Origin of the sequence: Reyranella sp., assembly GCF_965279465.1 — a bacterium.
In the GTDB taxonomy this organism is placed as follows: domain Bacteria; phylum Pseudomonadota; class Alphaproteobacteria; order Reyranellales; family Reyranellaceae; genus Reyranella.
Genome location: NZ_OZ257242.1, coordinates 1012433 through 1037098 on the forward strand (window position 1 = coordinate 1012433; position 24666 = coordinate 1037098).

21 protein-coding genes are annotated in these 24666 nt (G+C 66.7%); 16 read left to right on the plus strand and 5 right to left on the minus strand.

The window, feature by feature from the left end; all coding sequences use genetic code 11:
• The first annotated feature begins 65 nt into the window (after positions 1-65).
• Positions 66-1247, plus strand: coding sequence for an acetyl-CoA C-acetyltransferase (locus ACQY8M_RS04930; RefSeq protein ID WP_428669452.1), 1182 nt, complete (start codon positions 66-68; stop codon positions 1245-1247).
• A gap of 188 nt (positions 1248-1435) precedes the next feature.
• On the opposite strand, the gene ACQY8M_RS04935 is transcribed toward ACQY8M_RS04930, so the two are convergent.
• Positions 1436-2419, minus strand: coding sequence for a Bug family tripartite tricarboxylate transporter substrate binding protein (locus ACQY8M_RS04935; RefSeq protein ID WP_428669454.1), 984 nt, complete (start codon positions 2417-2419; stop codon positions 1436-1438).
• A gap of 69 nt (positions 2420-2488) precedes the next feature.
• Positions 2489-2965, minus strand: a complete 477-nt coding sequence (locus ACQY8M_RS04940) for a DUF1348 family protein (protein WP_428669456.1) — start codon at positions 2963-2965, stop codon at positions 2489-2491.
• An 87-nt stretch (positions 2966-3052) separates the two neighbouring features.
• Between ACQY8M_RS04940 and ACQY8M_RS04945 the strand changes: the two genes are divergently transcribed.
• The 13 genes from ACQY8M_RS04945 (at position 3053) to ACQY8M_RS05005 (ending at position 20675) form a co-directional block, all read left to right on the plus strand.
• Complete coding sequence (locus ACQY8M_RS04945; RefSeq protein WP_428669458.1) at positions 3053-4285, plus strand: MFS transporter; 1233 nt, start codon at positions 3053-3055, stop codon at positions 4283-4285.
• A 147-nt stretch (positions 4286-4432) separates the two neighbouring features.
• Positions 4433-5095: an acetoacetyl-CoA reductase gene (phbB, locus tag ACQY8M_RS04950; RefSeq protein WP_428669460.1), complete on the plus strand. Its 663-nt coding sequence runs from the start codon at positions 4433-4435 to the stop codon at positions 5093-5095.
• A gap of 130 nt (positions 5096-5225) precedes the next feature.
• Positions 5226-5624 carry a carboxymuconolactone decarboxylase family protein gene (locus ACQY8M_RS04955; RefSeq protein WP_428669462.1) on the plus strand — a complete coding sequence of 133 codons (399 nt, stop codon included), beginning with the start codon at positions 5226-5228 and terminating at the stop codon, positions 5622-5624.
• 2 nt (positions 5625-5626) lie between these two features.
• Positions 5627-6427, plus strand: a complete 801-nt coding sequence (locus ACQY8M_RS04960) for a methyltransferase domain-containing protein (RefSeq protein ID WP_428669464.1) — start codon at positions 5627-5629, stop codon at positions 6425-6427.
• Positions 6424-8076, plus strand: coding sequence for a gamma-glutamyltransferase (ggt, locus tag ACQY8M_RS04965; RefSeq protein ID WP_428669466.1), 1653 nt, complete (start codon positions 6424-6426; stop codon positions 8074-8076). Before ACQY8M_RS04960 ends, ggt begins: the two co-directional genes overlap by 4 nt.
• Positions 8077-8116: 40 nt before the next feature.
• The gene (locus ACQY8M_RS04970) at positions 8117-9310 is read left to right on the plus strand and encodes a class I SAM-dependent rRNA methyltransferase (RefSeq protein ID WP_428669468.1); all 1194 of its coding nucleotides are present in this window, start codon (positions 8117-8119) and stop codon (positions 9308-9310) included.
• A gap of 2 nt (positions 9311-9312) precedes the next feature.
• The gene (locus ACQY8M_RS04975) at positions 9313-10341 is read left to right on the plus strand and encodes a P1 family peptidase (protein ID WP_428669470.1); all 1029 of its coding nucleotides are present in this window, start codon (positions 9313-9315) and stop codon (positions 10339-10341) included.
• Positions 10342-10370: 29 nt separating this feature from the next.
• Positions 10371-11870 (plus strand): ABC transporter substrate-binding protein, encoded by a 1500-nt coding sequence (locus ACQY8M_RS04980; RefSeq protein ID WP_428669472.1) that lies wholly within the window; start codon positions 10371-10373, stop codon positions 11868-11870.
• A 95-nt stretch (positions 11871-11965) separates the two neighbouring features.
• Entirely contained in the window at positions 11966-12913 is a 948-nt protein-coding gene (locus ACQY8M_RS04985) for an ABC transporter permease (RefSeq protein WP_428669474.1), read from the plus strand.
• The gene (locus tag ACQY8M_RS04990) at positions 12910-13752 is read left to right on the plus strand and encodes an ABC transporter permease (RefSeq protein ID WP_428669476.1); all 843 of its coding nucleotides are present in this window, start codon (positions 12910-12912) and stop codon (positions 13750-13752) included. The genes ACQY8M_RS04985 and ACQY8M_RS04990 overlap by 4 nt, the downstream gene beginning before the upstream one ends.
• A 69-nt stretch (positions 13753-13821) precedes the next feature.
• Positions 13822-15663, plus strand: a complete 1842-nt coding sequence (locus tag ACQY8M_RS04995) for an autotransporter assembly complex protein TamA (RefSeq protein ID WP_428669478.1) — start codon at positions 13822-13824, stop codon at positions 15661-15663.
• Entirely contained in the window at positions 15663-19847 is a 4185-nt protein-coding gene (locus ACQY8M_RS05000) for a translocation/assembly module TamB domain-containing protein (protein WP_428669480.1), read from the plus strand. Before ACQY8M_RS04995 ends, ACQY8M_RS05000 begins: the two co-directional genes overlap by 1 nt.
• Before the next feature lie 108 nt (positions 19848-19955).
• Positions 19956-20675 carry a hypothetical protein gene (locus ACQY8M_RS05005; RefSeq protein WP_428669482.1) on the plus strand — a complete coding sequence of 240 codons (720 nt, stop codon included), beginning with the start codon at positions 19956-19958 and terminating at the stop codon, positions 20673-20675.
• 46 nt (positions 20676-20721) lie between these two features.
• On the opposite strand, the gene ACQY8M_RS05010 is transcribed toward ACQY8M_RS05005, so the two are convergent.
• Positions 20722-21369 carry a glutathione S-transferase family protein gene (locus tag ACQY8M_RS05010; protein WP_428669484.1) on the minus strand — a complete coding sequence of 216 codons (648 nt, stop codon included), beginning with the start codon at positions 21367-21369 and terminating at the stop codon, positions 20722-20724.
• 65 nt (positions 21370-21434) lie between these two features.
• Here ACQY8M_RS05010 and ACQY8M_RS05015 point away from each other — a divergent pair, with 65 nt between their 5' ends.
• Together ACQY8M_RS05015 and ACQY8M_RS05020 are read left to right on the plus strand one after the other, a co-directional pair.
• Complete coding sequence (locus ACQY8M_RS05015; RefSeq protein WP_428669486.1) at positions 21435-21911, plus strand: YybH family protein; 477 nt, start codon at positions 21435-21437, stop codon at positions 21909-21911.
• Positions 21911-22753, plus strand: a complete 843-nt coding sequence (locus ACQY8M_RS05020) for a 6-bladed beta-propeller (protein ID WP_428669488.1) — start codon at positions 21911-21913, stop codon at positions 22751-22753. The genes ACQY8M_RS05015 and ACQY8M_RS05020 overlap by 1 nt, the downstream gene beginning before the upstream one ends.
• A gap of 21 nt (positions 22754-22774) precedes the next feature.
• On the opposite strand, the gene ACQY8M_RS05025 is transcribed toward ACQY8M_RS05020, so the two are convergent.
• Positions 22775-23623 (minus strand): TauD/TfdA dioxygenase family protein, encoded by an 849-nt coding sequence (locus tag ACQY8M_RS05025; protein WP_428669490.1) that lies wholly within the window; start codon positions 23621-23623, stop codon positions 22775-22777.
• Positions 23624-23633: 10 nt separating this feature from the next.
• Positions 23634-24608 carry a Bug family tripartite tricarboxylate transporter substrate binding protein gene (locus tag ACQY8M_RS05030; RefSeq protein ID WP_428669492.1) on the minus strand — a complete coding sequence of 325 codons (975 nt, stop codon included), beginning with the start codon at positions 24606-24608 and terminating at the stop codon, positions 23634-23636.
• Positions 24609-24666: the final 58 nt, after the last annotated feature.

Sequence of the window (24666 nt, forward strand, 5' to 3'; positions counted from 1 at the left end):
GCGGGCTTGCCCGCCTCGACAACCGGCCTATAACATTGCCCACAGGGCGGCCTACGGAGGAACTCATGGCAACCGACATCGTCATCGCTAGCGCGGCGCGTACTCCCATCGGCTCGTTCAACGGCGCGTTCAGCGCCGTTCCGGCCCACGACCTCGGCAAGGCCGCAATCAAGGGCGCGCTCGAGCGCGCGCATGTGAAGCCCGAGGAAGTCGACGAAGTGATCATGGGCCAGATCCTGTCGGCCGGTCAGGGCCAGAACCCGGCTCGCCAGGCGGCGATCAACTCGGGCATCCCGGTCGAGAAGACCGCGCTCGGCATCAACCAGCTCTGCGGTTCGGGCCTGCGCGCGGTCGCGTTCGGCTGGCAGGCGATCCGCAACGGCGACGCCAGCATCATGGTGGTCGGCGGCCAGGAGAGCATGAGCCAGGCGCCGCACGTCGCCCACATGCGCGACGGCACCAAGATGGGCGACTTCAAGCTGGTCGATTCCATGATCAAGGACGGCTTGTGGGACGCCTTCAACGGCTACCACATGGGCAACACCGCCGAGAACGTGGCGCAGAAGTACCAGATCACCCGGGTCGAGCAGGACACCTTCGCCGCCGGCTCGCAGAACAAGGCCGAGGCGGCGCAGAAGAGCGGCCGCTTCAAGGACGAGATCGTCCCGGTCACCGTGAAGACCCGCAAGGGCGACGTCGTGGTCGATACCGACGAATTCCCGCGCCACGGCACGACGGTCGAGGCGCTGGCCAAGCTGCGCCCGGCCTTCACCAAGGACGGCGGCTCGGTGACGGCCGGCAACGCCTCGGGCATCAACGACGGCGCGGCCGCGCTGGTGCTGATGAGTGCCGACGAAGCCAAGAAGCGCGGCGTGACGCCGCTCGCAAAGATCGTGTCCTGGGCGACCACCGGCGTCGATCCGAAGGTGATGGGCATCGGCCCGGTGACGGCGTCGCAGGAAGCGCTGAAGAAGGCCGGCTGGACGGTGAAGGATCTCGACCTCGTCGAGGCCAACGAGGCCTTCGCCGCCCAGGCGCTGGCTGTCGGCAAGGAACTCGGCCTCGATCCCGAGAAGCTCAACGTCAATGGCGGCGCGATCGCGCTCGGCCATCCGATCGGCGCATCTGGCGCGCGCGTGCTGACGACCCTGCTCTATGAAATGCAGAAGCGCGACGCCAAGAAGGGCCTCGCCACCCTCTGCATCGGCGGCGGCATGGGCATCGCCATGTGCGTCCAGCGCGACTGAGCTCTCCGGGCAGAGTACTCTTTGCTTCTATGGATTGCTTTCCCTCCCCCGCTCGCGGGGGAGGTGTCAGCGTCTTACGCTGACGGAGGGGGCGTGACGCACGATCTCGTGTAACACCCCCTCCGTCGCGGATTACCGCGCCACCTCCCCCGCAAGCGGGGGAGGAAGAGCTTATCAAGCACGAGCAATCACTTCGCCGCCGCTGCCGACTGCTTCACGATCGCCTCCCACTTGCGCAACTCGTCGGCGAGATAGGCTCTCGTCTCCTCCGGCCCGCCCTCCTTCTTCTCCACGCCCTGGGCTGCCAGTGCTGCCCATACCTTGGGATCGTGCAGGCCCTCGATGATGGCGCTGCTCAGCTTCTCCACGATCGGCTTCGGCGTCCCGGCGGGCGCCAGGAAGAAGTAGCCGACCTCGACCGTGAGGTCGGGGAAGCCGGCCTCGCGCATGGTCGGCACATCGGGCAGAATCGTCGCTCTCTTCCCGCCCGTCACGGCAATGATCCGGCCTTGCTTGCTGGCCTGGAAAGGAAGGCCCGACGGGACGGGCGTGAACAGCACCTGGATGCGATCGGTGACGAAATCGTTCGCCGCGTCGGTCGTGCTCTTGTAGGGCACCATCACGATGTTGACGTTTGCCGTTCGGTTCAGCATTTCTCCGAGGAACTGCGGGACGCCGCCGACATAGCCGGCGTAGTTCAGCTTGCCCGGCCGGGCCTTTGCCAGCGCGACGAGTTCCTGAAGATTCTGCGCCGGCAGGGAGGTCGGGACCAGCACGGCGTAGGGCAGGGTCCCGCTGATCGCCACCGGCTCGAAGTCCTTCGACAGGCTGCTGGCCGGCGCGCCGACGAACTGGTTGACGATGATGCTCGTGCTCGTGATGTAGATCGTGTAGCCGTTCGGCGAGGACTTCGCGACGTAATCGGTTGCGATGTTGCCCGTGGCACCTGGCCGGTTGTCGACGATCACGCTCTGGCCGAGCGTGCCCGTCATGTGCTGCGCGAGCTGGCGGCCGATGATGTCGATGGCCGTGCCGGGCCCGAACGGGCAGACGATGGTGATGGCGCGATTGGGGAAGTCCTGGGCGACCGCCCCGCCCTGCGTCGCAAGAAGGCTGGCCGCCGCAATGCCGAGGCCCGCCGTCCTTCTGGAAATCGCGCTTCCGCTCTTCATCCTTGTTCCTCCCATGACCTGAGTTGGAGCCAAGATTAGTTGAAGAGGCTCGCTGACGCTCTATCGGCGTCAGAACCCGAGATCGCCGAGGCCGGGATGATCGGCGGGCCGCGGTCCCGGCGCGGGCCAATGGAGCTTGCGATCAGCCGCGGCGATCGGCAGGTCGTTGATCGAGGCGAGGCGGCGGCGCATCAGCCCGTTGTCGGCAAACTCCCAGTTCTCGTTGCCGTACGAGCGGAACCAGTTGCCGGAATCGTCGTGCCATTCGTAGGCAAAGCGCACGGCGATGCGATTGCTGCCGAACGTCCATAGTTCCTTGATAAGTCGGTAGTCGAGTTCCTTCGCCCACTTGCGTGTCAGGAACGCCTCGATCGCCGGGCGGCCTTGCAGGAATTCCGACCGATTGCGCCATACACTGTCGGACGTGTAGGCAAGTGCCACACGCGCCGGATCGCGGCTGTTCCAGGCATCCTCGGCCCCGCGCGCTTTCTGCGCGGCGCTCTCGGGCGTGAAGGGCGGCAAGGGTGGGCGCGGCGCATCGGTCATGGCGCCTTGTAGCAATACGAGGCCGCGCCCGGATAGAGAGGTCGGGGAACGCTCCCTAGGTTCCGGGCCGACAACCCGGAGCCCCGCATGACGTCGTCCGACCAAGACAAGCTGCCGCCGACCTTCAACCGGCTGGCCTGGTCCAATCTTGCAGCGCAATCGGCCGAGCAGGTCGCGCTCGCCGCTGCGCCGATCGTGGCCGTGCTGCTGCTCGGCGCCGGCGAGGGACAGACCGGCGTGCTGCAGACCGTCCTCACCCTGCCGTTCGTGCTGTTCGCCATTCCGGCCGGCCTGATGGCCGATCGCCTGTCGCGCCGCCACTTGATGGCAAGTGCCGAGGCGCTCAGGGCCGCCGCTCTGCTGGCGACGCTGGCGCTCATCGTGCTCGGCTGGATCACCCTTCCGCTGCTCGCGGCCCTGGGCTTCGTCGCGGTGTGCGGCACCGTCGTCTACAGCGTTGCCGTACCGTCGCTCGTTCCGTCCCTGGTCGCGCCGTCTGCGTTGCCGGCGGCCAACGCTCGGATAGAGCTCGCGCGCACGGTCGCCTTCACAAGCGGTCCGGCGCTGGGCGGCCTGCTGGTCGGATGGATCGGGGCCGGACCGGCCTTCGGCTTTGCCGCGGCGCTTTCGGCGGTCGCGGTCGTGCTGCTGGCACGCATCCACGAGCCGGTGCGGGTAGCGGCGCAGCATCGCCATCCGGTGCAGGACATCCGGGAAGGCGCGGCGTTCGTCTTCCGTCATGCCCTGTTGCGGCCGGTCTTCATCACCCAGTTCATCTTCGGTGCGGCATGGTTCCTGATCCTTGCGGTCTTCGTGCCCTACGCCTTCCGACATCTCGGCCTGTCGCCGAGCGGCGTCGGCATCACCCTGGCGATGTACGGCGCCGGCATGGTGGTGGGCGCGCTCGCGGCGACCCGGATCATGCGCCGGCTGCCGTTCGGCACGGTCATCGGCCTCGGCCCGGTCACCGGCTTCGTCGCCTCGGCGGTGATTGCGCTGACGACGGTCTTCCCCACACCGCTGCTCGCGGGCCTGGGATTCTTCCTGCTCGGTGCCGGCCCGATCCTGTGGGTGATCAGCACGACGACGCTGCGCCAGTCGGTGACCCCGCCTCGCCTGCTGGGCCGCGTGTCGGCGATCAACATCCTGTCGTACGGCGCCCGGCCCGTCGGAGCAGGCGTGGGCGCGCTGGTCGGCGGCCTGTTCGGCGCGGAGGCCTGCCTGTATCTGGCGGTTGTGGTGTTCGCCGTTCAGATGCTCGTTATCCTGATGTCACAGGCAGTGAGCCTGGTGCGCCAACCGGAGATGGTTTGCGACTGAAGAGCAGCGGGGAAATCCATCGCGGAAATGGGAAGTTCCGCAGAGATGATCTAAGCTGGCCTCCCAAAGCAAAGGGAGGTTCGCATGGCTGGACGAGTGGCATTGGTGACGGGCGGGACGCGGGGGATCGGCGCCGCAATTTCGAGAATGCTCAAGCTCAGGGGCTACAACGTCGCAGCCAACTATGCCGGCAATGACGTCGCTGCCTCGGCCTTCAAGGAAGAGACCGGCATCGCCGTCTACAAGTTCGACGTCAGCAACTTCGATGCGGTCAAAACGGCCGTCGCCCAGATCGAGAAGGATCTCGGGCCGATCGACATCGTCGTGAACAATGCCGGCATCACGCGTGATTCGACCATGCGCCGGCTCGACCGCGTGATGTGGGATGCGGTGATCGACACCAACCTCGGCTCCTGCTTCAACGTCAGCAAGGCGGTATGGGACGGCATGAACACGCGCGGCTTCGGCCGGATCGTCAACATCGGCTCGATCAACGGCCAGGGCGGTCAGTACGGGCAGGTCAACTACGCCGCCGCCAAGTCGGGCATCCACGGCTTCACCAAGGCGCTGGCCCAGGAAGGCGCATCGAAGGGCATCACCGTGAACGCGATCGCGCCGGGATATACCGACACCGACATGGTCTCGGCCGTGCCCGCCCCGGTGCTCGAGAAGATCGTCGCCAAGATCCCGGTCGGCCGGCTCGGCAAGGCCGACGAGATCGCGCGCGGCGTGCTGTTTCTGATCGCCGACGATGCCGGCTTCATCACCGGCTCGACGCTGTCGATCAACGGCGGGCAGCACATGTATTAGATTGGGGCGTCGTGCTGGGAGCGCGGCTCTCCAGAGCCGCTCATGGAATTGGGCAATCCGAAGAAGAGCGGCTCTGGAGAGCCGCGCTCCCAGCACACCTGATCTGATCAAAAAACCGGAGGAGGGCGCCATGGCCAAGCTGGTTGAATACAAGGACATGGTGCCTCGTGCGAAGGCCGTGGTGGAGGGCATCGCGGCGGCCCGGGGAATCGATCCTGCGAACATCAATAAAGTCTGGAAAGCGCTTGCCCGCCACCCTGGCGTGATGGAGCAGTTTGCGGCCGAGATGAAGGCCGCGTTCGCGCCGGGCAAGCTCGATCCGCTCACCAAGGAATTAGTTTATCTCGCCATCTCGATCGCCAATCAGTGCGACTATTGCATCGCCTCGCACGGCACGATGGCGCGCAACAAGGGCATGACGGACGAGATGCACGAGGAGTTCATGCGCGTGGTTCTGGCGGCCCAGAAGGGCAACAAGATCACCATGGCCTATCGCGTCCCGGTGGACGCTGCCTTCGAGGAGAAGTGATCGTGGCGCTCGCATCGACCGTCTGGGATGCCAATCTTTACCTGAAGTTCGCCGATGCGCGCATGCGGCCCGCGCTCGACCTGATGGGCCGGCTCGACCCTGCCAATGCCGCGCGGCCGGGCCATGCGATCTACGACCTCGGCTGCGGCGCGGGCAACATCAGCCGAATATTGGCCGAGCGGTTTCCTGGCGCGCCGGTGGTCGGCATCGATTCGTCCGAGCAGATGCTGGAGAAGGCGCGCAGCCAGACCACCGATCCGCGGGTCAGCTTCGCCAAGGGCGACCTGGCGCACTTCAAGCCCGACGCGCCGCCGTCGATCCTCTACAGCAACGCCGCGTACCAGTGGCTGCCGGGCCATATCGACATGTTTCCCGGCCTGATGAAGCTGCTCCCGTCTGGCGGCCAGCTCGCGATCCAGATGCCGCGCAACCACGAGGCGCCGTCGCATGCGCTGATGCATGAGGCGGCGAAATCGGGGCCGTGGGCGAGCAAGCTGGCCGGCGTCGGCGGCATCGCGCGGGTCGAGGAGCCCGCGCAGTACTTCGACGTGCTGAAGCCGCTCTCGTCCGATCTCGAGGTCTGGGAGTCGATCTACCAGCAGGTGCTGACCGGCAAGGATCCGGTGGCGCAGTATACCTCGAGCACCGGCCTGCGGCCGTTCCTCGAGGCGCTGGCCGAGCCCGAGCGGACGCAGTTCTACGAGGCCTATGCGAAGCTGATCGCCGAGGCCTATCCGACGCGCGCCGACGGCATCACGCTGTTCCCCTTCCGCCGCCTGTTCATCGTGGCCCGTCGCGCATGAGGCGATGGCTTGCGCTTGTCGCCTTTCTCTTGCCGGTATCGATTGGGGGAGAGGCGGCACGGGCCGAGCCGCAGCAGATGGTCGCCGCCGCCCATCCGCTCGCGGTCGAGGCCGGCCTCGATGTGCTGAAGCGCGGCGGCTCGGCGATCGATGCGGCCGTCGCGGTGCAGATGATGCTCGGCGTGGTCGAGCCGCAGGCCTCCGGCATCGGCGGCGGCGGTTTCCTGCTCTACTACGACGCGTGGACGCGCGGCATCACCGTCTATGACGGCCGCGAGACGGCGCCGATGGGCGCCACGCCCGGCATGTTCCTCGACACCGCCGGCCAGCCGCTGCCGTTCTTCGATGCCGTGGCCTCGGGCATGTCGGTCGGCGTGCCCGGCGCCGTCGCGCTTCTGGAGCTGGCGCACAAGGAGCACGGCAAGCTGCCGTGGGCCGACCTGTTCGGCGCGTCGATCGCGGCGGCACGCGACGGCTTCGCGGTATCGCCGCGACTCGCGGCCTGGCTCGGGATCATCAAGGCGTTTCGCGAGGATCCCGGGGCGCGCGCGACCTATTTCAACGCCGACGGAAGCCCGAAGAAGCAGGGTGAGAGGGTCGTCAATCCGGCGCTCGCCGACACGATGCAGCGCATCGCGACGGAGGGCACCCGGGTGCTTCGCGAGGGACCGATTGCCGAAGAGATGGTCGCCCGCGTCCACGGCAACAAGCGGCCGGGCACCTTGGCGCTTTCCGATCTGGCTGCGTACCAGCCGATCAAAAGGGAGCCGGTGTGCGGACCCTATCGCGTCTGGATCGTGTGCGGCATGCCGCCGCCGTCCTCGGGCGGCATCGCCATCCTGCAGTTGCTCGGCTTGCTCGAGCCGTTCGATTTGGCGAAAGAGAAGCCCAACGACCTGCGCGCGCTCCATCTGATTGCCGAGGCCAGCCGGTTGACCTTCGCCGATCGCGGGCAGTATGTGGCCGATCCGGGGTTCGTGCCGGTGCCGACACAGGCTCTCATCGCCCCGGCGTACCTCGCCGAGCGGCGCAAGCTGATCGCCGGGGACCACGTCATGGAGCCGCCGGGCGGTCCCGTTGCGCCGGGTTATGTCGAGCACGGCACCAGCCACATGACGATCGTCGACCGCGCCGGAAATGCGGTGGCTTTCACCACGACGATCGAGGCGCCGTTCGGCTCGGAGATGATGGTGGGCGGCTTCATCCTGAACAACGAGCTGACCGATTTTTCGCCCTTCGCCGAGCGCGACGGCAAGCCGGTCGCCAACCGGGTCGAGCCGGGCAAGCGGCCGCGTTCGTCGATGTCGCCGACCATCGTGCTCGATCGCGACCGAAAGCTGGTGCTGTCGGTCGGATCAGCCGGCGGCCAGCGCATCATCGGCGACACCTTCCACGCGCTGGTCGGCATGCTCGACTGGAACCTCTCGCCGCAGGCTGCCCTCGACCTGCCGCGGGTCGCCAATATGAACGGTCCGACCGAGCTCGAGGACAAAGGCGCACTGCCCGCGCAGGCAGACGCCTTGCGCAGGCTCGGCCATCAAGTACAAGTCCGCCGGCATGAAGGCGGACTGACCGCCATCCGCCGTTCCGGCGATGGCTGGGAAGGCGGCGCCGATCCGCGGCGCGATGGCGTCGCCAAAGGCGAGTAAGCCACTCAGAAGTGGCGAAATCGCCCAGAGGAGACTGATCTTGGCCAAGAAGCTGCCCAGCGTTCTGCTGCGTTCCGGCGAGGACCGGCGGGTGCGCGACGGCCACCCGTGGGCGTTCTCCAACGAGATCCTGATGGACGCCGAGACCAAGGCGATCCCGGCGGGCTCGATCGCCACCCTGCGCGCACCGAGCGGCGAGGCGCTGGGGCTGGTGACCTTCAATCCGCATTCGCTGATCGCCACGCGCCTGCTGACGTCGAACCCGGAAGCGGTCGTCGATGCGCTGTTCATCGGCCGCAAGCTGGCGCGGGCGGTGGAATTGCGCGACCGGCTGATCGGCGTTCCGTTCTACCGGCTGATCCACGCCGAGGCCGACGGCCTGCCAGGCGTGATCGTCGACCGTTTCGGCGATGCGCTGGTGGTGCAGGTCAATACCGCCGGCATGGATGCGCTGACGCCGGTGCTGCTCGAGGCGCTTGAGGCCGAGTTGTCGCCGAAGACCATCGTGCTCAAGAACGATTCGCCGGTGCGCGTGCTCGAAGGGCTGCCGCGTGAGGTCGTGGTCGCCAAGGGCGACGCATCCGGTGCCATCGAACTGATCGAGAACGGCGCCAAGTTCGTCGCCGATCTGTCGGAAGGCCAGAAGACCGGCTGGTTCTACGACCAGCGCGATAATCGCCGCTTCGTCGCAGGCCTCGCCAGGGATGCGAACGTGCTCGACGTCTACAGCTACAGCGGCGGCTTCGGCGTGCTTGCGGCAAAGCAAGGGGCGAAGTCGGTGCTCTGCATCGATCGCTCGGCGGCGGCACGCGATGCGGCGATGGAAGCGGCAACCCTGAACGGGGTCGACAAGGTCGTGTCGTTCGAGAAGGCCGAGGCTTTCGAGGCGATGGAGAAGCTCGGCGGCACGATGGCGCGCAAGTTCGACGTCGTGATCTGCGATCCGCCGGCCTTCGTGAAGAACCGCAAGGATCTCAAGATCGGCGCGCAGGGCTATCGCAAGATGGTGCGGCTCGCCGCGCCACTGGTGGCGCGCGGCGGTTTCTTCTTTGTCGCCTCGTGCTCCCATCTCGTCGACCTGCCGCTCTTTGCCGATCAGGTGCGGCGCGGCCTGCGCGATGCCGAGCGCACCGGCCGCATCCTGCTGACCTCCGGCGCGGCGCTCGATCATCCGGTGCATCCCAACCTGCCGGAGACTGCGTATCTCAAGGCCCTCACCCTGCAGCTCGACTGACCATGCTGAGGGCCGGCCCGCGCAACCTGATCACCGACGTCGACGGCCTGCTTGTCGGCAATGCCGGGGACGATCGCCTGCGCTCGGGCGTCACTGTCGTGCTGGGCGAGCGCCCGTTCGTCGCCTCGGTCGACGTCCGTGGCGGCGCGCCCGGCACGCGCGAGACCGATCTGCTCGATCCGTCCTGCCGCGTCGACAGGGTGGATGCGATCTGTCTCTCGGGTGGTTCGGCGTACGGCCTCTCCTCCACCGACGGTGTGATGCGCTGGCTGCGCGAGCGCGGCCGGGGATTGGCGGTCGGCGGCGTGGTCGTGCCGATCGTGCCCAGCGCGATCCTGTTCGACCTGCTGAATGGCGGCGACAAGGAGTGGGACTGGCCACCCTATCGCGACCTTGCCTATCAGGCGACCGGTGCATCGGCGCGCGACTTCGCCTTGGGCAATGCCGGCGCCGGCGTGGGCGCCAAGGCAGGTAATCTCAAAGGAGGATTGGGCAGTGCGTCGGCGGTCGATCCGGCAACCGGGCTGCAGGTCGGTGCGCTCGTGGCAGTCAACTCGCGCGGCTATACGACCATGGGCGGCATGCCGCAATTCTGGGCCTGGGCGCTGGAGCAGAACGGCGAGTTCGGCGGCCTGCCACCACCCAAGCACGGCCTCGCGCTCGCGGTGTCGCACGATCGCGCCGACCTCACACACGATCCGGCAGATGCCGCGCGCAGCGATCCGCGCGCCAACACCACCATCGCGGTGGTGGCGACCAATGCACGGCTCGACAAGGCGTCGGCCGAGCGGTTGGCGATGATGGCGCAGGATGGGCTCGCCCGTTCGATCCGGCCCGTGCATACGCCACAGGATGGCGACACCGTGTTCTCGATCGCCACAGGCATGCACGATCTCGGCAACGATCCGCTGGCGCTGGCCGAGCTCGGCACGGTGGCTGCGGATTGTCTTGCGCGTGCCGTGGCGCGCGGTGTCTACAATGCCGCGACACTCGGTCTGGCGCGCGGCTGGCGGGACGTGTTCGGCCGCTGATAGATTACCCCCAGCACAAGGAGGAAATCGTGCAGAGCTTTTCACGACGTCATGTCATGGGCGCCGCGGCTGCGTTTGCCGTGTTTCCGACGTTCGGCCCGGAGGCCTGGGCTCAGGCCAAGGACAAGCTCGTGCTCGGCATGTCGCTCGAGCCACCGGTGCTCGATCCCAACAAGAATGCCGCCGCGGCGATCCGGGAGATCACCTACCAGAACATCTTCGAGAGCCTGGCGCGCATCGATCGCACCGGCGCGATCGTTCCCGGTCTCGCCGAGAGCTGGACGATCTCACCCGACGGCCTTGTCTACACCTTCAAGCTGCGGCAGGGCGTGAAGTTCCATGACGGCGAGTCGCTCGACGCCTCGGTTGTGAAGTTCGCACTCGACCGGCTGTTCGCCGCCGACTCCACCGTGCCGGCGAAGTCGCTCTACACCGACATCGCGTCGGTCGAGGCAGTCGATCCGACGACAGTCAGGATCACGCTGAAGACGCCCAACTCCTACCTGCTCTACAACATCGCGCTGTGCGACGCGGCGATCCAGCACCCAAAGTCGGCGCCGACCAACGACAAGCATCCGGTCGGCACCGGCGCCTTCATGTTCAAGGAGCGCAAGGAAGGCGATTCGATCACGCTGGTGAAGGCGCCGACCTATCGCGACGCGGCGTCGATCAAGCTCAACACGGTGATCTTCAAGGTGGTGAAGGACCCGTCGGCACAGGTGAGCGCGCTGCTCGCCGGCGACGTGGATACTTTCCCCGGATTCCAGGCGCCCGAGCTGGTCGAGCGTCTCAAGAAAGACCCGCGCTTCGCCGTGGTCGTCGGCACGACCGAGGGCGAGGTGATCCTGGCGACCAACAACGGCAAGAAGCCGTTCGACAATCCCAAGGTGCGGCAGGCGATGGCGTACGCGATCAACCGCGCCGAGCTGATCGATGCCGAGTCCGGTTTCGGCACCCCGATCGGCAGCCACTTCGCGCCGCACAACAAGGCCTATGTCGACCTGACGAAGACCTGTCCGTTCGACATCGCCAAGGGCAAGGCGCTGCTTGCCGAGGCGGGCTATCCCAACGGCTTCGAGGCTAGCCTCAAGCTGCCACCCGTGGGCTATGCGCAGCGCGCGGGTGAGGTGCTCGCAAGCCAGCTCGGCAAGATCGGCATCAAGGTCGCGATCACCCAGCTGCAGTGGCCGCAATGGCTTTCCGAGGTTTTCAAGGAGCGCAACTACGACCTCACGATCGTGGCCCACACCGAAGCCAACGACATCGATCGCTATGCGCGCGATGGCTATTACTGGAACTACAATTCGCCGGAGTTCAAGGCCAAGTGGCGCGAGGTCGTGGCCGCCACCGACTTCGCCAAGCGCGACGAGCTGCTGAAGGACTGCCAGCGCATCATCGCGCGCGACGCGGTGAACGGGTATCTTTACCAACTCGCCAAGATCGGCGTCTGGAAGAAGGAACTCGTCGGCATGTGGGAGAACTCGCCGACACCGGCGACCGATCTGACGGGCGTGTCCTGGAAGGCCTGAGCCAGCAACGCAATGCTGTCATCCCGAGCGCAGCGAGGGATCTTTCCTGGATCAGGAAAGATCCCTCGCTGCGCTCGGGATGACACAGTACCCTGATGCTCGACTTCCTCTCCCGCCGCCTCGCCGCCGCTCTCGTCACGCTGGCTCTCGCGACGGTCGTCGTCTTCGCCGTCGTCGAGGTGCTGCCGGGCGATCCGGCGCTGATCATGCTGGGGACCGATGCGCGGCCGGACACGCTGGCCGCGCTGCGCGCGAAGTATGGCTTCGACCAGCCGCTGCTGGTCCGCTACCTGCACTGGATCGGCGGGCTGCTGACCTTCGATCTCGGCAACAGCCACGCCTACGGCACCTCGGTCGCGAAGCTGATCGGCGACCGCCTCGCCGTCACCCTGCCGCTCGGCGCCCTTGCACTGAGCTGGGCATTGCTGGTCGCCATCCCGCTTGGCGTGTTTGCCGCGTGGAAGCACGGCACGGCGGGAGATTGGGGTGTGATGGGGTTCACCCAGATCGGCATCTCGATCCCGAACTTCTGGTTCGGCATCGTGCTGGTGCTGGTCTTCGCCGTGACCTGGCAGGTGTTTCCCTCGGGAGGTTTTCCGGGTTGGCGGCAGGACCTGGCCGGATCGATCCGGGCGCTGATCCTGCCGGCACTGTCGCTGTCGCTCGGCGAGATCGCGATCCTCACCCGGGTCACGCGCTCGGCCATGCTCGACACCCTGCGGGAGGATTATGTGCGCACCGCACGGGCAAAAGGCGCGCCGGAGCACGTCGTGCTGTTCCGCCACGCGCTGCGCAATGCAATGATCCCGGTGACGACCGTGGCTGGCCTGATCGCCGGCTTCCTGGTAGCCGGCGCGGTGATCATCGAAAGCGTCTTCCGACTGCCGGGCGTCGGCCAGCTCGTCTACGACTCGATCAACAACCGCGACCTGATCGTGATCAAGAATGTCGTGATCCTATTCACCATCCTGGTGCTGGTCGTGAACCTGCTGGTCGACGTTGCCTACGCACTGCTCGATCCCCGGCCGCGGGTTGCGGCATGACCGCTTTCCTCGTCCGCGCCCGGCGCCACATCGGCTTCCAGCTCGGTGCTATCCTGCTGCTGCTGTTCGTTGGCACCGCACTGGTCTCGCTGTTCTGGACGCCCTTTCCGGTCGACGAGCTGCGCATGCGGTTCAAGCTGCTGCCCTCGTCGCCCCAGAACCTTCTGGGGACCGACCATCTCGGCCGCGATGTGCTGTCGCGGATCATGGTTGGCGCGCAAACCTCGATCACGGTCGGGCTGATCGCGGTGGCGATCGGCATGTCGGTGGGCGTGACGCTCGGCGCCTGGGCCGCGGCGCGCGGCGGCTGGGTCGACGAGGCGCTGTCGCGCACGTCGGACCTGATCTTCGCCTTTCCCGCGGTGCTGATTGCCATCCTGATCACCTCCGTGCTGGGCGCCAGCGCCCGCAATGCGATCCTGGCCATTGCCATCTTCAACATTCCTGTATTCGCACGGGTGACGCGCGGAGCGGCGCTCGCGATGTGGAGCCGCGACTTCGTGCGTGCCGCCACGGCGCTGGGACAGGGGCCGTTCGGCATCACCTGGCGTCATGTCCTGCCCAATATCGCCAGCATGCTGATCGTCCAGGCGACCATCCAGTTCGCTGTCGCGATCCTGGCCGAAGCCGGCCTGTCCTATCTCGGTCTTGGAGCGCAGCCGCCGGTTCCCTCGTGGGGACGCATGCTGCGCGATGCCCAGACCTACATCTTCCAAGCTCCCGAACTGGCGCTTTGGCCCGGCTTGGCGGTCGCGCTGGCTGTTCTGGGGCTCAATATGCTGGGGGATGGGCTACGCGACCTGCTCGATCCACGCTTGCGACTAATGCGTGTCGGCTGACGCATCCCCCTGCCCTTTTGGACGTTAATTCTGCACATTGTCGTTATGCTGGCCGGCTCAACTCCCAAGATGATGTGGCTATTCCGTCTGGTGGCCGCACTGGCGCTGTTTTGCCTTTTGCTGGTTGTTGCCCATGCGCGCACGGCCGATCTTGCCCTCACGGTCACCGGAGACGAACGGATGGCAGAGGAGCTGAAGACCCTCACCGACGACCTGGACAAGGACCAGCCCTTGACCGGCGACAGCCTGGCCTTGCTGCAGGGCGCCCAGGCTCGGCGGCAGCGCATCGTGACAGCGCTTCGCTCGCGCGGATTTTACGACGCGCGAGTCACCGCGACGGTCGCCAACCAGCCGGTCGAGGATGCCGCCGCCCTGAACGCCATCGATCAGACGCCGGAGGCGGACAAGACGCACTTCGTGTTCGATGTCGCGACCGGGCCGGTCTATCGCGTCACCGATCTCGCCATAGAGGGCCCGCCCGATATCGTCGGCTATCCCGGCCTCGACCGCAGCAAGCTCACCCTGGCGCCGGGAAAGCCCGCCGACGCCACGCTCATCCTGGCGACCGAGGGCGAGATCCTCGGTCAGGTGAAGGACCGCGGCTACGCCCTGGCCGCGGTCGCACGGCGCGAGGTGCTGATCGATCACGCCACGCAGGAGGCCAAAGTCACCTTCGTCGTCGCGCCGGGACCGCTCGCCCGAATGGGTCAGGTGAGCTTCTCCGGCACCGAAAAGGTCGACACGACCTACTTGCAGCGCCGCGTGCCGTACGAGGAGGGTGATCCCTACACGCCGGCCAAGGTGAACGCGCTGCGCGATCGTCTGACCGCGCTCGGGGTCTTCAACTCGGTGCGCGTCAAGCCTGCTACGGCGCTCAACGACAAGGGCGAGCTGCCGATCGACGTCGACCTGACGGACCGGGTGCCGCGCACGATCGGTTTCGGTTTGAGCTACGAAACCATTCGCGGTTTCGCCGTGAACGGCTTCTGGACGCATCGCAACCTGTTCGGTCAGGCCGAGAGCCTGAAGCTCTCCGCCGAGGTCAATCACATCGGCCAGGGCAACGTGACGCAAGACCTGGGCTACGGCTTCAAGATCGACTTTCGCAAGCCCGACTGGTGGCTGAAGCAGCAGGACGCCACGGCGAATGCAGCCGCGGTGAACGAAGTCTATGATGCCTATACCAAGAAGGCCGTAAGCTTCGGAGTGGGCCTCGATCGCATCTTCAATCCGCACTGGCGGGCTACGGTCGGCCTCACCGGCGAGGTCTCGCAGATCACGCGCTACGGCAACACCGGCTACTACAAGCTGCTCGGCATGCCGATGCAGGTGATCAACAACCAAGCCAACAGCGACGTCGACCCGACCAGGGGCTACCGCCTCACCCTGAACCTGACGCCCTATTACGATTTCACCAACCCGAGCGATCCCTTCGTGATCGCCCGCGTCACCGGCACGGCCTATCTGAACGTGAGCGGAGATGGCCGGTCGGTGCTGGCTGGCCGGGCTTCGTTCGGCACCATTCCCGGCGGCACTGCCGCCAACATCCCGTTCGACAAGCTGTTCTATGCCGGTGGCGGCGGCTCGGTGCGCGGCTTCGCCTACCAGAGCGCGGGGCCGCGCGATGCCTGGAACAATCCCCTGGGCGGCGCCAGCGTCGTCGAGGGCAGCGTCGAGTTCCGCCAGCGCATCGGTAAGTCGTTCGGCGCAGTGGCCTTCGTCGATGCCGGCAGCGCCTATACCGATACCATTCCCGACTTCTCGCAGTTCGCGCCGCGAATCGGCACCGGTGTGGGCGTGCGCTACTACACCGACTTCGGCCCTGCGCGCCTCGACGTGGGCTTTCCCCTGAACAAGCGCGAGGGCGATGCTCCATTCGGTCTCTACGTGAGCATTGGACAGGCCTTCTGATGCGCGTGGGCCGCACCATTGGGTGGACGGCGGGCGGCGTGATCCTGGTCGGTTTCGCTCTGTTCGCTTCCCTGCAAACCGCCCCGGTTCAGCAGATGGCGGCCAGCTTCATTTCGTCGGACACGCTACAGGTGGCGGGAGTGAGTGGCTTCGTGCCGACCGACCTGCATGTTGCGAAGATCGAGCTGCGCGACAAGCAGGGCGCATGGCTGACGATCAATGATGCTCAGGTGCGCTGGTCGTTCACGTCGCTCTTCACGGGTCGCGTAAGAGTAGACCAGGTCTCGGCGGCGAAAATCGACGTGCAGCGCCCGCCGCTGCCCTCGGACGAGCCGGCCAAGCCGTCGTCCGACGGTGGCTTCAAGTTGCCGGTCGGCGTCAATCTCGGCTCGCTGTCGGTTGCCGACCTGCATGTCGGTGCACCGCTGGGCGGCGTCGACTCGCACTGGAAGCTGGACGGCTCGGGCCTGGTCACCGCTGACGGCACGCCCAGCCGCGTGAAGCTCGATATGACTCGCAGCGACGGTCCGACGGCACATCTGTCGGCGGATCTCGGCTTCAGCCTCGACCGCTTCGCCATCGACGGTCAGATCGTGGCGCAAGAATCGTCCAAGGGCGGCGTCGTCGCGGCCCTGATCGGCCGGCCCGATCTCGACGGCATGTCGCTCAAGCTGGTCGCCAAGGGCGATCGTAGCGACGGCACGGCCGACCTTACCGCCGCTGCCGGCGACGCCGTCACCTCGAACGGTGCTGCCCGCTGGCATCGCGACGGCACCGCGACTGCTCTTTCGCTGCAGCTCAGCGCCGTCGCTCCGGGACTGCCGGACAGCCCGATCGCCCGCATGCTGCGCGCACCGGCTACTCTCACTGGCGAGGCCACGTTCGACGATGCCGGCCTGCTGATCGTGAAGCAGGCGGCGCTGAAAGTCGGACCGGCCCAGATCGATGCGACGGCACGCTACGACACCGCCGCCGACAAGCTCGAGGCTACTGCCAACCTGCAGGCAGCCGAAGCCGGACCATTGAGCGATCTCGCGGGCGGCGTGAAATGGCGGAACCTGAAGCTAGATATACAGGCAGCGGCTTCAGATCTAGCGAAGAAGCCCCAGGCCACCGCGACGCTCAAGGGCTCGGCCGATGACGTGGCACTGCCCATGCTTGGCGAGCGTGCGCCGCCGCCGGGCCATGTCGATCTCTCGGCCAAGCTCGGCCTGGACTCCAATGGCCGGCTGGTCGTCGAATCCTTCGATGCCGCCACGCCGCTCGCTGCGCTGAAGGGCGGCGGCAGCTTCATGCCTTCGACCCAGGCCGCCGACGGCAAGGTCACGATCGATCTCGCCAACCTCTCGGCTTTCGAGGGGCTCGCTGGCATGAAGCTGGGCGGCAAGGGCCGTCTCGAGCTGACGGCGCGCAGCGACAAGGACGGCCAGAAGGTGGACTGGCAAGGCATGCTCGAGCAGCTTGCTCTCGAGGGTGCGCCGCCCGGACTGCTGCGCGAGACGATCAAGCTGAGCGGCAGCGCCGGCCTGCAGGCCAACGAGGCGTGGCGGCTCGACAAGGTCGCGATAGCGAGCCCGGGCTTCACCTTCGAGATGTCGGGCAGCGGCCGCCAACGGACTGGCCAGATCGACCTGACCCTGGCGCTGCCCAGGCTCGGCCTGCTGCAGGAGGATGTCGGCGGCGCTGCATCGGCCAAGGGCACGGTGGTGCTGACACCGACCGGTGGCGACCTTCAATTCTCCGTCGACCTCGCCGATCTTAGCCGGGGCGGGATATCGTCCAGGAAGCTGGCGCTGCTGCTCGACGCCACGCTGGACGGCGAGGCGATTCGCGGACGGCTCAAGGCCGATGGCGACCTTGCCAACCAGCCGGTGAAGCTAGACGGCCGGTTCGAGCGCAAGGCCGACGGCGGCGTGCTGGTGCCGGAGTTGCAGGGCGGATGGGCGAGCGCGTCGGTCGATGTCGCCGGGCTCAGCGTGACGCCCAAGGGCGCGACCGGCCGGGGCCACCTCAAGATGGCGCGGCTCGAGGATCTCGCGCCGCTGATCGGCAACCCGCTGGCGGGCGCGCTCGACCTCGACATCGTGACCGAGCCGGATCCCGCCGGCAAGGTGAAGATTGTCTTGCGCGGCGACAGGATTCGCAGCGGAACGACGGGCGTCGGCTCGCTGCAGCTCGACGCCACGGTGACCGATCCGATGGGCGTGGCGGCGGCCGACGCCACGATCAAGGCCGAGGGCCTGAGTGGAGTGGCCGACATCGGGCGCGCCAACGCCACGGTGAAGGGCGATATCAAGGCGTTCGACATGACCTTGGCCGTCGCCGGGCCGATCACCAACGCGAGCCTCGCCGCCAAGGTCGAGCCGACCCCTGAAGAAATCCGCGTCAGGCTGCAGCGTTTCGACGGCCGCTACAAGGGCATCCCCCTGGCGCTCAATTCCCCGGCGCGCCTCAAGGTCGCTGGCCAGAGGGTGACGATCGAACCGGCGGCATTCCGGCTCGGCGGCGGTCGGCTCGCAGTCAACGGCGTGGTCGATCCTGCCGCGAGCGACCTGACGCTCGACATCACGGGCCTGCCGCTCACGCTTGTCGATGCCTTAGCGCCCGGCACCGGCCTCGACGGGAGCCTGCAGGCCAAGGCGCACGTGACGGGCGCGCTCGCCAATCCGAAGGTGCAGGCGACCTACGCGGCCCGTGGCCTGCGGATAAAGCGGCCGGAGACGGCGCTGCTGCCGGCGCTCGCCGTTCAGGGCACTGCGTCGATGGCTGATCGGCAGGCGTCGGTCGATGCACGCGTGACTGCCGGCGGCGCCACCAGCCTGGGCATCAAGGCCAGGGCAGCGCTCCCTCAGGGCACCGCCAACGTGCAGATCTCCGGCACCGCCGACCTTGCGCCCTTCTCGCCGGCGTTGGGCCTTGCCGTGCGCAACGTCACCGGCACCCTGCGCCCTGACCTGACCCTGAACATCGCCGGCAATGCCGTGACGGGAAGCGGCACGATCGCACTCGCCAATGCAGGTCTCTCCCTGCCCGACGCCGGCCTGCGCCTGAGCGGCGGCCAGGCGCTGATGTCGCTGCAGGGCGACACGCTGCAGCTGCAGCGCCTGAGCTTCCAGACAGCGGGCAGCGGCAGCATTTCCGCGACCGGTACGGTTCGTCTGGACCCCACCCAGGGATTCCCGGTCGATCTCGCGGTCACGTCGCAGAAGGCACTGGCCGTCAGCCGGCCAGACCTGCTGGCCACAGCATCGGCGAACGTCAAGATCGCCGGCTCCTCGCTCAATGGTTTCGAGGTGTCCGGGCCGATCACGATCGATCGCGCCGAAATCTCCATTGCCGCAGCACAGGCGGCGGCCTTTCCCACCATTGCCGTGCGAGAGGTCAACGGCACGACCAAGGCTGGCGCCGCGCCGGCGCCACCGGCGCCCCCTGTGCCGGTCGGACCCAAGCCGCCGGCGAACGATGGCATACGGCTCAATCTCACCGTCCAGGCGCCGCAGGCGGTGTTCGTGCGCGGTCGCGGCCTCAATGCCGAAGTCGGCGGGCAGTTCACGGTCACCGGCGATCCCTCCGGTCCCGCGGTGCAGGGGAACCTCACCTTGCGGCGGGGCGACTTCAACCTTGTCGGCCATCGTCTCAACTTCACCCGCGGCAACGTCTCGCTGATGAGCGGGACAACCATCGATCCGCTGCTCGACTTCGCCGCCACGACCACCGTGCAGGGCACGACGATCGAGGTCGACATCACCGGGTCTGCACGCGCGCCCAAGATCGAGCTCTCCTCTTCGCCGGCCCTGCCGCAGGACGAGGCGATGGCGCTGCTGTTGTTCGGCAAGCCGTCGGCCGGCCTCAGCCCGTTCGAACTGCTGAGCGCGGCGCAGGCGCTGGCCGAGCTGACCGGCCGGCAACCGGTCGGCGGCGGCTTTCTGTCCAAGATTCGCGGTGGGCTGGGGCTCGACCAGCTATCGATCAACTCCGGCGGCGGCAGCTCGGGCACGTCGACGTCGATCGAGGGTGGCCGCTACGTGGCGCCCGGCATCTACGTCGGCGCCAGGCAAGGGGCCTCCGCCGATTCGAGTCGCGGCGTGGTCGAGATCGAGGTCCTGCCCCACACCAAGATCCAGGGTGACATCGGCGCCGACTCGACCGGCAAGGTCGGGGTCAAGATGGAATGGGACTACTGATCGGGCGGGGCTGAGGCGGATGAATGCCGCGATCTTCCTCGTCGCCGGGATTGCCATGATATTGCCGTCGGCGGCCGTCCGAGGATCTCGGAGCATCTGCCGATTGCCGTGGCGCTCGCCAATGCGGTCAGCAGTTTCGCTCAGTGCGGATCGATCGCGTGTCCTGACAGCCCGACCGAGACTGACTGTTGCAGCGCCTCTGGCGCCAGGCTGGAAATGCGTAAACGGACGGTGGGGATGGGCGAATTGGCTGCCTGCATGATGCCGGAGGAAGTCGACCTGCTGCGTGCAGCCAGTCGCAACCGTCATCACGTCCTCGAGTTCGGCTGTGGTGGCTCCACCATCCTCTTTCTGGAAAATGAAGTCGAAGTTCTCGACTCTGTCGAGTCGGACAAGACCTGGGCAGGCAAGGTCTGCGGCGTATCCAGCGCCGCAACCGCCCTGCGTTCTGGTCGCTTCAGGATGCACAGGGTCAACATTGGTCAAACGAAAGCCTGGGGCTATCCCGTCGATGCCGCAGCGAAAGCCCGATGGCCGCAGTATTCGCGTGCGATTTGGCGAAAACTCAAATCGCCTCCCGTTGATTTCGTCTTCATCGATGGCCGCTTTCGAGTAGCATGCGCGCTGTTCGCCCTGCTTCGTATCAGGCCGCCGGCTCTCATCGCCGTACACGACTTCTGGCCACGGCTGAAAATCTACGGCGAAATCCTCGAGTTTCTGGACGTCGTTCAACGAGTCAAATCGCTCGGCATTTTCGTGCCTCGCGACGACATTGACAAAGCCCGAGTAAAAAAGCTCCTCGACGAATATCTGACTGATCCGCGTTGAGACCGTCCGCGGCGGCGACTGGTCGCCTTCGGAGGCGACCCGTCGATCAGCCGAACTCGGCGTCCTTCTTGGGAATCAGGTCGTAGGGCAGGGCGAAGCCGGGCATCGTCATGATGCGCTCGCGCCACGCCGCCGCATGCGGGCGGCTGTCGAGCGACATGCCGCCCTCGGCCATGAACACCAGGCGGCCGAAGCAGCCGAGGTCGGCGATCGTGCAGTGATCGCCGACCAGCCACCGGCGGCCGGCCAGAGACGTGTCGATGAAGTCGAGTGCGGCCTCGGCGCCGGGGCGGAAGAAGTTCACGATGTCCTGCGACACGTCGGGCCGGAAGCGGGCGAAATGGCGGACGCGCGCGACGTTGGTGATGGCGTCGTTCTCCCACGCCAGCCACTCGCGGGCATGGATGCGGTCCTGCTCGCTGTCGGCCTCGAACTTTCCGGTGGTGCGCGCGAGATAGTCGAGGATCACGTTCGACATCACGAGCGTCAGCCCGCGATGGCGCAGCACCGGCACCTGGCCGTAACGATTGATCGCCAGATGCTCGGGCTGCTTCTGCACGCCGTTCTTGAGATTGACCGTGCGAAAGGAGAAGGGCAGACCGGCCAGGGTGAGGAACAGCATCGGCTTGTAGGACGAGCTCGAGGTGAAGCTGCCATGCAGCACGAGACGGTCGGGCGAGAGAGGGTCGGACATGCGCCCATCTTGCCTCTTGGCATGTTCCCTGCCTATGTGGCGTCGTCGCCTGGAGGAACCGGCCCATGCGTCCGTCTCTCGCCCGTCACGTCCTGTGTCTCGCCGCAGTGCTCGCCGCTTTTGCGGGGGCGGCCCGGGCGCAGGCCGTGCCGGAATTCCAGAAGATCCTGGAGACCTATTCGACCGCTCTCGATACCAACGATGTCGAGACGCTGGTGGGCCTGTACGGTCCTGGCGGCGTGTTCATGGGCGAAGGCGCGAAGGCTGCGATCGGGCAGGACGCTTTGCGCGCCGCGTACAAGGCGATTTTCGCCACACTGAAGGTCGGCCTCAGGTTCAGCCTGCAGGAGGCCGAGCAATCGGGCGATCTCGGCTGGGCGCGTGCGCTGTCGACCGGTACGGTCAAGGTGCTGGCCACCGGCGCGGAGACGCAGGAGTCGTTCAACCTGCTCGTCGTCTTCCGGCGCGAGGGCGGCGTCTGGAAGATTCGCAACTATCTCTTCGCTTCCGACAGAACCGCGCCCGGCGAGGTGCCCAAATAATGTCCGACGAACGCTACACCGTCATCCTCGGTGACCGCCGCTACGCCATCCATCGCAAGTGGGCCAAGCCCGAGGGGCAAGGCTTCGGCTTCCTGTCCGACCTGATGGTCGACGGCGCGGGCCATGTCCATGTCGTGCAGCGAGGCGCGGACCAGCCGGTGCTGGTATTCGACCGTGACGGAAAGCAGATCGGCGCCTGGGGTGAAGGCACCCTGGCCGAGCCGCACTACATCAACGCCTCGGCCAACGGCGGTATCCTGGTCGCCGACCGCGACGCGCATCAGGTGCTGCGCTTCGACAAGGACGGCAAGGTCGTGCAGGCGTTGGGCAAGCGGCACTGGCCGTCGCTCGACGCGCCGTTCAACCATCCGACCGCGGCGGCGCAGGCGCCCGACGGCGAGATCTACGTCGCCGACGGTTACGGCAATTCGAGCGTTCATCGCTTCGCCGCAGACGGCAGCCTGCTTCACACCTGGGGCGGGCAGGGCAGCGGACCCGGCGCCTTCACCACCCCGCATGCCATCGCCGTCGACAGCCGCGGCCGGGTGCTGGTCGCCGACCGCGAGAACAATCGCGTGCAGGTGTTCGATCGCGAGGGAAACTTCGTTGCCGAGTGGGGTGACTTCTATCATCCGATGCAGATCTGGATCGACGACCGCGACCTGGTGTTCGTCACCGACCAGATCCCGCGCATCAGCCTGCTCACGCTCGACGGAAAGCTGATCGGCCGTTGCCGGGGCGCGATCAATGGCGCACACGGCCTGAGCGGCGACGCCGACGGCAATCTCTATCTCTCAGAGCTGCCGCCGCAGGAAGTCACGAAGCTCGAGCGGCTGAACTGACTCTTTCTGCTCCCAGCAGTGTCAAGCTGGCACGCCGGCGCCGCCAATCTGGATGCGGCGCATCAGGCGACGGAAGGGGCCGGTGTCGCCGAGGGCGATGTGCTTGGTGCTGCGGTTGTCCCAGAAGGCGATCGAGCCCTTCTGCCAGCGGAACCTGAAGGTGAACTCCGGCCGATGGCCATGCTCGAGCAGGAAGTCCAGCAGCGCCTTGCCTTCGGCCGCGGTCATGCCCTCGATGCCGATCGTGTAGGACGCATTGACGAACAGGCATTTGCGGCCGGTCTCGGGGTTGGTGCGCACGATCGGGTGGGTGTTGCGCGTCTCGCGCCAGCCTTCGTCGTCGCGATTCTTGGTCGAGCGCAGCTTGTTCCGGCTGGCCTGCGGGCCGGCGATGCCGATGTCGCTGTGCACGGCGCGCAGGCCGTCGAGCAGCTTCTTCATGGTCGGCGAGAGCGCGTCGTAGGCGAGATACTGGTTGGCGAACATGGTATCGCCGCCGTACGGCGGCACGTCGATGCCGTAGAGGATCGCACCCATCGGCGGCTCGGCGCACATGGTGGTGTCGGTATGCCAGTCCTCGCCGACGTAGGAGAGGTCGCCCGGTTCGCGGCGGACCATCACCACTTCCGGATCCTCCATGACGGTAGCGAAGTTCGGATGGATGAAGATCTCACCGAACTTGCGGGCGAACCGCTTGTGTTGCGCCACGTCGATTTCCTGGTCGCGGAAGAACACGACGCAGTGCTCGTTCAGCGCGTCGCGGATCTCGCCCACCGTGCCATCGTCGAGATCCTGCGCGACGTCGACACCGAAGATCTCCGCGCCGCCCGCGCCGGAGATCGGCCGCACATCTATTCGGCTGTTGCGCATGATGAGCCTCCTATTCCGCGCGAATGTTGTTGGCATCGATGACGGCCTTCCAGCGCGCCTGCTCGGCCGTGATCGTCCTGGCGAATGCCTCGGCGCCTTCGTAGCCCGGCGTCAGGCCGAAATCCGGCAGGCGTTTCTGCAGGTCGGGATCGGTGAGGGCGGCTTCCGTCGCCTTTTCCCACCAGCGGATCGCCGACGCCGGCAGGCCGCGCGGGCCGCAGACGCCGATCCAGCCCGTAACGGCATAACCCGGCACCGTGGCCGAGGCCTGCGGCGCATCCGGAAATTGCGGTGAGCCGATATCGTCGATCAGGGTCAGGACACGTAGCTGCCCCGATTTGGCCTGGGCCGAGAAGTCGCCGAGGCTGCCGACGACCAGGTCGATGCGGCCGCCCATCAGTTCGAGCACGGCGGGGCCGGTGCCACGATAGGCTATCCCCTGCATCCTGATGCCGGCCTTCACCGCCAGCCATTCGGCGGCGAGATGCTGCAGCGAGCCGACGCCGGCATGGCCGTAATTGAGCGCGCCGGGCCGCTTCTTCGCGTCGTCGATCAGGTCGGCCAGCGTCTTGTACGGTGAGTCCTTCGGCACCGCGATTCCCCAGTTGGACTGCACAAAGCGCGCGACCGGCTGAAGGTCCTTGTTCATGTCAATTGGCAGGACGACACCCGGCAGCACCGGGCTGACAGCCATTGCGCCGGTCGAGCATTGCACCAGCGCGATGCCATCGGTCTTGCCCTTCGCCGTCGCTTCGAAGGCGATCATGCCGTTGGCGCCGCTCCGGTTTTCGACGACCACGCGTTGGTTGAGCCGCTTCTGGACCGCCTCGGAGAACAGCCGCGCGACCGTGTCGCCGATGCCGCCGGGCTGGAACCCGACGACGATCTTCACCGGGCCATTCTCGGGATTGAACGCCGGATCGGCGGCCCGCGCCGCTACTGGCAGCGAAGCGGCGAACACCGCCGCGATCACCCACTCTCTCAAGTCGTTTCCTTTCAGATTTTCGGGAAAGGCTACACCGGCGAGCAGGCGCGACCTAGGA